Source organism: Desulfobacterales bacterium, assembly GCA_029211065.1.
Taxonomy (GTDB): domain Bacteria; phylum Desulfobacterota; class Desulfobacteria; order Desulfobacterales; family JARGFK01; genus JARGFK01.
The window spans coordinates 1-578 of sequence record JARGFK010000264.1; the positions used below are offsets into that span (position 1 = coordinate 1).

Annotated in this window: 1 protein-coding gene; it reads left to right on the forward strand. The window is 43.6% G+C overall.

Annotated features, from left to right (window positions below; translation table 11 throughout):
- Window positions 1-76: 76 nt before the first annotated feature.
- Window positions 77-578: hypothetical protein (locus P1P89_23340; protein MDF1594457.1), on the forward strand; the 502-nt coding region annotated here is incomplete at its 3' end.

Below are 578 nucleotides of genomic sequence, written 5' to 3' on the forward strand. Positions count from 1 at the left end.
AAATATACTAATTTTGTCACATATGGAAACAAAGGGTGTCTCATCTGCCATAATTTCGGCGGTTCGCGTTGGCGTAGTGGAACAACTCAGCTCCATTGCCAAGCATCCTTTTGACGGTGCACGAATTCAAGATGTTGAAAAGCAATTCATTGAAACTCTCGGCAAATCCGGAGCCTCTGGATTGAGTGAGTTGTTTTCGCAAAACGACGAACTCGTTAAGACCATTGTCCATGACGGCCAGAAACACTATCGTAAGTTCCTTGCTTTGGGCCGGTATCTGACCCTGTTAGGTGAAATCTCTCTCAAGAGAGGGATTTTTCAGAGTAACCAGGCAAATCGCAGCATCTGCCCCCTTGAAGCAAAGCTCAAGTTCATAAATGACTATGTCAGCTTTGCTGCTGCTGAATACATTTGTTACAGCCTGGCCTCTATGACGCTTAAAGAATTTGTCAAACATTGTGAAAAATGGACTCTTATGAAACCCTCAGAAGGAACAGCCAAAAGAGTCCTCGAATATGTTGGCGATTTTCTGGAAACAAGTGGGTTTCTTGATACGATCCAATCTAAGCAAGCGGTTT